7 protein-coding genes are annotated in these 8263 nt (G+C 61.2%); 3 read left to right on the forward strand and 4 right to left on the reverse strand.

The features are described from left to right. A partial coding sequence (locus ACILRN_RS14070; protein ID WP_395689313.1) for a cyclic nucleotide-binding domain-containing protein occupies window positions 1-1077 on the forward strand: 1077 nt, incomplete at its 5' end. 3 nt (window positions 1078-1080) lie between these two features. Here ACILRN_RS14070 and ACILRN_RS14075 read toward each other — a convergent pair. Continuing rightward, window positions 1081-1848 carry a phosphate/phosphite/phosphonate ABC transporter substrate-binding protein gene (locus tag ACILRN_RS14075; protein ID WP_395689315.1) on the reverse strand — a complete coding sequence of 256 codons (768 nt, stop codon included), beginning with the start codon at window positions 1846-1848 and terminating at the stop codon, window positions 1081-1083. 110 nt (window positions 1849-1958) lie between these two features. On the opposite strand from ACILRN_RS14075, the gene ACILRN_RS14080 reads away from it, so the two are divergent. Then, window positions 1959-3284: a cytochrome P450 gene (locus ACILRN_RS14080; protein WP_395689317.1), complete on the forward strand. Its 1326-nt coding sequence runs from the start codon at window positions 1959-1961 to the stop codon at window positions 3282-3284. Between the two features lie 28 nt (window positions 3285-3312). Here the strand turns inward: ACILRN_RS14080 and ACILRN_RS14085 are convergent, their stop codons facing one another. Next, a complete protein-coding gene (locus ACILRN_RS14085) occupies window positions 3313-5082 on the reverse strand; it encodes a metallophosphoesterase family protein (protein ID WP_395689319.1) in 1770 nt (589 codons plus the stop codon). A 68-nt stretch (window positions 5083-5150) separates the two neighbouring features. On the opposite strand from ACILRN_RS14085, the gene ACILRN_RS14090 reads away from it, so the two are divergent. Further along, a complete protein-coding gene (locus tag ACILRN_RS14090) occupies window positions 5151-6203 on the forward strand; it encodes an AI-2E family transporter (RefSeq protein ID WP_395689321.1) in 1053 nt (350 codons plus the stop codon). A gap of 9 nt (window positions 6204-6212) precedes the next feature. On the opposite strand, the gene ACILRN_RS14095 is transcribed toward ACILRN_RS14090, so the two are convergent. Both ACILRN_RS14095 and ACILRN_RS14100 read right to left on the reverse strand, forming a co-directional pair. Next, window positions 6213-6755 carry a hypothetical protein gene (locus ACILRN_RS14095; RefSeq protein WP_395689323.1) on the reverse strand — a complete coding sequence of 181 codons (543 nt, stop codon included), beginning with the start codon at window positions 6753-6755 and terminating at the stop codon, window positions 6213-6215. A 208-nt stretch (window positions 6756-6963) separates the two neighbouring features. Then, window positions 6964-8263, reverse strand: a 1300-nt coding sequence (locus ACILRN_RS14100; protein WP_395689324.1) for an efflux RND transporter permease subunit, incomplete at its 5' end; no start/stop codon positions are given.

Below are 8263 nucleotides of genomic sequence, written 5' to 3' on the forward strand. Positions count from 1 at the left end.
GAAGACGAGCAAGCGCGAGAGAGCATCTACCGCTTCCGGTACAGGGTATTTTCCGGCCATCTTGGCCGCAAGGACCTCGATGGCGCCGACCAGGAACGGCAGATCATCAAGGACGAATTCGATGATAATGCGAAGCATTTCTATCTTGGCGAACCCAATAATCCGATCGCTGCCCTTACGGCATCATCACTGGCGGGAAACCGTCTGTCGGAAGAACTCTCGCATTTCCTTGAGATATCAAGGCTTGAACAGGCCACCAGCCTCGACAAGATGCTGCTCGCAAACTGGCTTTTGGTTGAGCCCGCGCACGCAGGCACACTGATCGTCAATGACCTGCTGATGGCGACCTATGACCTGGCGCTGGCCAATGACATCTCCATCGTTCTTACTTTCTGCCGGCCGGGCCTCGTGAGCTTCTACCAGCGACTGGGCTTTGAGCAATACACTCATGCAAAGCCACTCAAGGGAATTGGCCTGCGCTGCCCGCTGTTGCTGGTCGTGCGCGATGGTGCGCGGCTGAGTGCCTGCCGCTCGCCGCTTTACCGAATCTTTCGCCGGAAAGGTGGCGATGATCGCCCGGATGAGGTGCGCCTCAGGCTCGAACCACTGATTGACCTGTTCCAGGCCAGCCAGATCCTTGCAAATGACGAACTCTGGCTTGACAGCGATACCGCATTCGTCAGCCGTGCCCGCCCGCGGCTGTTTGACGGCCTGCAGGAGGACCACGTTCGCCAGATCATGAAACTCGCCAGTGTCATTTCATGCACGCCCGGCGAAACCATCACCCGACAGGGCGAAACCAGCGACGACATGTTCCTCATCGTATCCGGCAATTTCGAAGCCTGCACGCCTGGCACGCCGGCACGGCGCCAACTGGGCGAGGGTGACCTCTTCGGCGAACTGGAGCATCTCTCGCTGAAGCCGCGCAACGAGGAGGTGAGCGCAGGCTCTGCAGGACATGTTGCAGCGCTAAAGGCCGATGCCCTGTTCCATTGGATGCGAAAGAACCCTGAACCGGGAGTGACGCTCGCGGTGAACCTCGCCAGACTCCTGGCCCAGCGTATTTCCGAACGCTAGGCGTCAGGAAAGCCCGTCAAGCCTGATGCCGCCTCGCGCCTCGACCGCGGCTTCGAGCAGCGGAATGACCTCATAGTCAGACTCCGTGGTGCGCGTGAAGCCGGTGATCATCAGGGACTCGCGGACAGAAGCAAGGGCGGGGTCGGCAACCGCCATCTCGACGGCCCGCTGCCAGCGCTCCACCTGCGGCGCACGGGTCACGTACGGAAGACCCGGCACACGCGGCGTCACTCCGAGCTCAACGAGACCATCCAGCAGCCCCGGGCGAAATCGCCGCACATAGGCGAGGCATACGGCATCGATCGCACAGACGTCTGCCTCTCCACTCTGCAGGGCAAGCAACGACCTGAGATGCCCACCCGACAGCCGTGTATCCTGGAAGAACATGCCATCGCAGGCCCATTCGACAAAGAAACTCTTGAGCGCCAGCATGCCTGACATCGAGTCGACGGTGTTCACCGCAGCAATCGTGCCACGGTAGTCCGGAAGGGCCCGTGACTGTCGTGCAAACACCACGCTCGAATAGCAGAAGCCTTCACACCCTGGAACGCCGTAATGCGGAGTCCCCACAAGCGACAGTCGTCCGCGCAGGCCATGAGTGAGGGGATAACCGCAGGTCTGGCTGAACTGAAGGTCGGTACGTTCCCAGGCGCCGGCATAGTCTTCCAACCTCGACAACTTGAGTTCATAACCCGCAGCATGCGCAATTGCCGAAGCCCAGGCATCAGTCGCCTCGGCCAGTTCGGGATAATCATACATCGGAAGTGTCATCAACATGGCCAGAGAGAGCCAGATCACGCATGACATGGCAAGAGCGGATCTTGATTGTTTGGCAGGTCGGGAATTCCTGCTAGGCTGAGGAAGTCGCTGGGGCTTCAGACATGGATGAAATACATTTCGAGCGTGGCAATCCCTTATTCGGGGTGGCGCAGGACTTGGCAAGGTCGCCAGACCGGTTCCTGTGCGATCTGGCCCTGCGCCATGACGGCCTTGCCCGCTTCAGGGTGTTTCACCGCCATATGCTGGTGATTGCTGAACCGGACATCGCCCATGAGGTTCTGGTGAGCAAGTGGCAGCACTTTGTCCGCGGCCGGCAAAGCCTCAACCTCGGTCTGTTTGCCAAGGGTCTGTTGTCGATGAGCGGACCAGAGTGGCTCGAGCAACGACGTCTCGCCCAGACGGCCTTCAACCGCGACATCCTCAAGAGCGTGGACGGCGTGACCGCGCAGGCGGTCGAGGCCTTAGCCGCACAGTGGGATGCTGAACGACAGTCAAACGGCAGTGTGGCACTCGGCAACGGCATGCTCCAACTCTCGATGGCGGTCATCGCCCGGATGCTTCTCTCAACCACGATCGCGCCCGACACCGCCTTGCACGTCGGGCAGATGCTGCAACGCGCCCTGCAACTGGTTATGAGACGCAATACGGCGATCTGGGCACCACCGATCTGGCTTCCCACGCCCGACAACCTGAAATTTCGCTCCCTGCGCAAGGCGCTGAACCACTTCATCGCCAGCACGATCAACGACCGGCCCGAGCGAGGCGAGGGGCTTACCGACCTGCACGCCACTCTGTCATCAGCTCGCGATCCACGCACAGGCCGAGGTCTTTCCGCCGACGCACTCGCCGAGGAGACGAAGACCCTGTTCTTTGCGGGCTATGAAACCGTTGCCACCAGCCTGACCTGGACGCTCTATCTCCTGGGTCAAAACCCAGCTGTCGCCCACAGTGTCCAACAGGAAATCGCCAGCGTGCTCGGGGATCGAGCGCCGCGATTGGACGACCTCCCTCGCCTGCCCTACGTGCGTGCGTGCCTGATGGAGACGATGCGTCTCTATCCGCCAGTTTATGCGCTGCCTCGACTGACCGCGGAGGATGAGACGCTTGGCTCGCACCGGATACCGCGCGGCACCGGGGTGCTTGTCTCGATCAGCGGGCTGCATCGGGCACCCGTATGGGGCGAGGATCGTGACGCGTTTCGCCCGGAGCGCTTTCTGAAACCGGATTGGCCGCGGCGGGCCTACATGCCTTTTGGCGCCGGCCGCCACCTCTGCATCGGTAATGATTTTGCCAACGTGGAAGCCATGGTTGCGCTGACCATGATCATGCAGCGTTATCATCTTGGAACACCGAACACTGTGGGCGTACGGGCCCGAATCACCCTGTCACCTGATTCGGAAATCCGGCTGCCACTGAGCCGGCGCTGAGGCTGGGCCTGCTGCCCACTCATGCCGATCACATCGATGGATCTGCTCCCGTGTCCGATGGTACATCCATGCCCATGATCGTGACCTTTTCGGGTTGCTGCAGCACGATAGCGCCACTGGTGTCGGTCGACACGGCATGAATGAAGAAGTGCGAAGGCTGGGTATCGCTGGCCTCCATCACCGGCGAAGGGGCTGACACGATGGGAATACCACCGGCTGATCCGATCCATTCCGTATGCCGGTGACCATGCATGAACAGGATCCGGCTGGAGTATTTCCTGAGTCGGCGGATCACCTGGCTGCCGTTGATGAGGGCCGTTCCGATTCGCTCCGACAGCGCCTTCGCAGGTATCGGGTATTCCACCAGATGATGGTGGAGCGCAATGATCCAACCGGCGCTTGGAAACTGACCCATGACCCGTTCACTCGCCCGTAGCTGCGCCATGGAAACCATGCCCAGCGCATTCGTGAACGAAAAATGGGTTGATGCATTGGAGTTCAGCACGATGATGCCAAGTCCAGCCTCGCCATCAGGGCGCTGAAGCATCGGAAAGGCCAGATCGGCGATTGCGGACAGTTCCCGTCCGAGCCGGCGCGACCCGCTGTCGGCAAATCGCGCAATCACATCCCGGTGTGGCGCAAGATATGCCGCAAGCGTTGGCCCTACGTGCCCCGTTTCAGCATCAATGACGTTCAGGCGCTCGCCCTGAAGCCCGGCAAGAACCGACAGCATGCGCATCTGCCGAAGCACTTGCGAAGGGCTGCCGGGAAGGTCAAGCCGTGCGGGATTGGCGCGGTCAACGACGTTGAGATCGTGGTTGCCAGGAAGCGCAATCATGCGCGTCTGCAGCTGTGGGTAAGGTGCAAGCGCATCAACAAACGCCGCCCATTCAGTTGCTGCACCAGCGTCGGTGAGATCTCCGGTCAGGAGAATTGCGTCAAGAGGCCGCCGCGCATGCCGGCGCGCAAGCTCAGCCAGAACACGATCGAGGCGTTGATTGCCGCGCGGGCCGGAGCGTCCGCTCTCGATCCGGAAGCCGTAAGGCCCTGCAACCGTGTGCACATCAGACAGGTGGGCAATATGCCAAAGCCGTCCGCCGACGGGCTGGCCGGCGAACGACGGAATGTCCTGCGGTGCCATCATCCAGGCATCCGCCACGCCCCAGACCAGCGCAGCCACGCTGAAATAGGAAGACACGACCAAGATCGCATTGGCAATCACGGGAAGCAGGAATTGAAATGGAACGGCAAGATCAGCGAGGCTGGCTGTCCACCGCGTATGTGGCCAGGCAATGAATGCAACCCACGCGGCAAGCACGCTGAGAATGGCAGCGGACACCAAACCAGATACGGAGCGAATGACGCTTCGCCGCCGCGGATTGTAGCTCTGGCCCAGTCTCCGCTCGGCGACGTGCCGGATCACTTCCCGGCCAACCACATAGCTTGGCTGGAGCCCAAGAGCGTGAAGTGACCAGAAACTCGTCTCAAACATGCTCCACACCTTGCGCCAGCCGAGCCAGGCCAAAAGCAGGAGCACACCCAGCGCCACGAGCGAGCCGAGCCCCGCGAGAACCAGGCTCACCTGCGTGGATAGCTTGCCGAACCACAGGGAGATAATAAGCGGCAGGCTGCCGAGCACAAGCCCGGGCAGGCCAATCAACAACACCCAGGCCAGCACCAGCTTCACCGGACTGATCTCCGCCATCAGACTTCCTGCGAGAGACAGCAACGAACGCTGCCGGGTGCTTGAGGCATCGTCTTCAATGTCACCCTTGCGGGGATCAAGCAGAAGCTTCATGCGGCTTGCCAAATCACTCGATCTGATCTCTCATATTCTAAAGTCTTCTGGCGCCCGGGAACATTCCAATGAGCAAACCACGCAGCGATGGCGACGCTGACCCGGGTCTGTCCACCATAGGCAGTCTGCTGCTGGTCTGCACAACAATACTTGTTCTTGCCGCCCTCGCCTGGGGAGAAACAGTCTTTGCACCTGCTGCCTTTGCAGTGTTTATCGTAATGGTTGTAAGACCTCTTCAGGTTGCTCTCCAGGCGCGCATACCTCGCATTCTCGCGATCCTGCTCACCCTCATCGTGACGCTCGTATGCATCGCGGCCCTGCTTACACTCTTTGCCTGGGGAGTGAGCATTGTCGGACAGTGGCTGATCCGCAACAGTGGACGGCTGCAGGAACTATACCTGGCCGCAACCGCCTGGCTCCAGAGCCAGGGCTTCACGATGGCGGGGCAACTCTCCGACACGTTCAATCTGTCCTGGTTCATGCGAATGGTTCAGACAACACTGACGCGGCTGAATGGTCTTGCCGGCTTTGCATCCCTGGTCTTTGCGTTCTCGGTACTTGGCCTGCTGGAGGTGGATAACCTCGTTGCACGGCTTGGGACCGCGACCAGCCGTTTCAACGGAGCCGCAGTCGTCGCGCTCGGCGAGGAGACGGCCAGCCTTTTTCGGAGATACATGCTGGTACGAACCATCGCCAGCGCAGTCACTGGAGCCATCGTCTGGCTGATCGCCTATATGTTCGGGCTCGAGCTTCCTGCGGCCTGGGCCGCTATCGCCTTCACGCTGAATTACATTCCCTTCCTGGGGCCGCTGATCGCAACCCTGCTGCCAACGCTCTTTGCGCTCGTGCAATTTGAATCTTTTGAAATCGCGGGGCTGGTTCTGATCTGTCTGACACTGGTTCAGTTCGTGATCGGCAGCTACATCGAACCCGTGTTCACGGGTTCGACCCTGTCGATCTCTCCTTTTGCCGTCATGTTCGTCGTGTTTCTGTGGACACTGCTCTGGGGCCTGACAGGCGCGTTCATCGGAGTGCCTGTGCTTGTTGGGGTCCTCACCGTCTGCCGGCGTCTGCCATCGATGCAGTGGCTGACCATCATGCTGTCAGGCAACAGAGCCTGACAGGTTGCTTCATCTGGCCCTCAACTCCACTTTCGCAGTGGCCAGCCTGTCCAGAAGCTTGATCCGCTTCCGTAGAGGCCACCAGTCATAGAGAAAGATTTCCATCGGCCGCCAGACGGCAACATAGCCAAGTATGAACAGCCCCTGCTCTAGCATCAGCAGGAAAGCGCCCCGCGCCATGAACAACTCGAGCGACCAGATCGCACTGAGGCAGAGCGCCAGAACCAGAAAGCCAATCGCAAGGGCCACGCGGCCGGTCCGGAAGAGATCCTTGAGTTGAAGCCGTGCGCTGGTTGCCCGCGAGCAGAAGGAATTCCTCAGGGCTGATGGCAGCACGGCGGCCAGATCCCGCTCGATCTCGGCTGCCGGCATCTCAATGACCAGCGTAAAGTCGATGTTCGAACCTCCTTCGCCGGCGTGCTCGATGATATAGTTGGCCGCCCTGTCATCAAGATCACGATGGATAAATGGCGATGGATCGAGTGAATTCAAAATCTGCTCCGGCGAATTGAGCTTGATCTCGATCACGCCATCCTCTCGGAGCCCCCTCACAGCCCCTCGCCTTTCATGTCGTCAGGTTCAGGACTCTGCTGCGCTGCGGAGGAAGGGCCAGTCATGCGAAGCCTGCCACAATGTATGAGAGCAGGCCTCTCGCGCGCGCCTGCAAAGACCATCAGGAATGTCATAAGGCGTGGACGGTACGGCAGGACCCGCTCCAACGCAAAGCAAAGATGCGCTGCGCCTTCCGCCATGCGCGCCGCTACTCCGCAGCCGGCGCTGGCGTTGCCTCTGGCACGCCGCCCTTGCCGCCTTCACGCCATCCGAACCATGTGACGTAGAGCGTCGGCAGGAAGATGAGGGTGAGGATCGTCGCCACCAGCAGCCCGCCCATGATGGCGAAGGCCATCGGACCCCAGAACACCGTCCAGGCGATGGGGATCATGCCGAGCACGGTGGAAATCGCGGTGAGGATGATGGGCCGGAAGCGCGCGGCGCTGGCGTCGATCGCTGCCTCCCGCACGCCCTTGCCCGCTGCGCGTTCGGCGTCGATCTGGCCCAGCAGGATCACCGCATTCTTGGTGATCATGCCGAGCAGCGCCAGAATGCCGAGGATGGCGACAAAGCCCAGAGGCCTGCCGGAGAGCAGCAGCGCGCCGACGACGCCGATCAGCCCCAGCGGACCCACGCTCAGCACGATGAACAGCCGCTGGAACCCTTTGAGCTGGAACATCAGAACCGTGAGCATGATGAAGATCATCACCGGGACGACCGCCAGCACGGAAGCCTGGGACTTGGCGCTCTCCTCGACGGTGCCGCCCACCGCGATGGCATAGCCGGCGGGGAGTGTCGCCGAGAGTTCGGCGATCGGCTTTTCAAGCGCGCGGACGACCTGTTCGGGCAGGACGCCGGGCCGGAGATCCGACTGCACCGTGAGATTGGGCACCCGGTCGCGCCGCCAGATCAGCGGATACTCCTGCTCGTAGTCGAAGCGGGCGAACTGGGCGAGCGGCACGGTGCGCCCGCCTGGCAGCGGCACCTGAAGCGTGCGCAGGCCGTCGATCGACACGCGCTGATCGTCGATGCCGCGCGCCACCACGTTGATGAGATAGATGTCATCCCTGATCTGCGTCACCGGCACGCCCGAGACGACCGTTTGCAGAATCTGCGCCAGCGCTTGCGAGCTTAAGCCCAGCCGCCGCGCCTCGTCCTGGTCGATCCTGATGCGCAACTGGCGCGCCGGCCCTATCCAGTCGAAATTGACGTTCTCGGCATCCGGATTGGCGGCCATCACCGCCGCCAGTTTCAGCGCGATCTCTCGCACGTCCGAAATGTTCGGCCCGCTGACGCGGTATTGCACCGGCCAGCCCACCGGGGGCCCGAGCTCAAGCGGATAAACGCGGCTCACCGCATTGGGGAAGTTCTCCGCGAGCGCGGCCTCCAGCTTTGCCTGAAGCCTTTCGCGCGCCGCCACGTCCTTGGCCACGACCACCGCCTGCGTGAAGAAATTATTGGGCAGCTGGACATTGAGCGGCAGATAGAAGCGGATGGCGCCGCGGCCC

Origin of the sequence: Aestuariivirga sp. (assembly GCF_044238155.1) — a bacterium.
GTDB lineage: Bacteria > Pseudomonadota > Alphaproteobacteria > Rhizobiales > Aestuariivirgaceae > Aestuariivirga.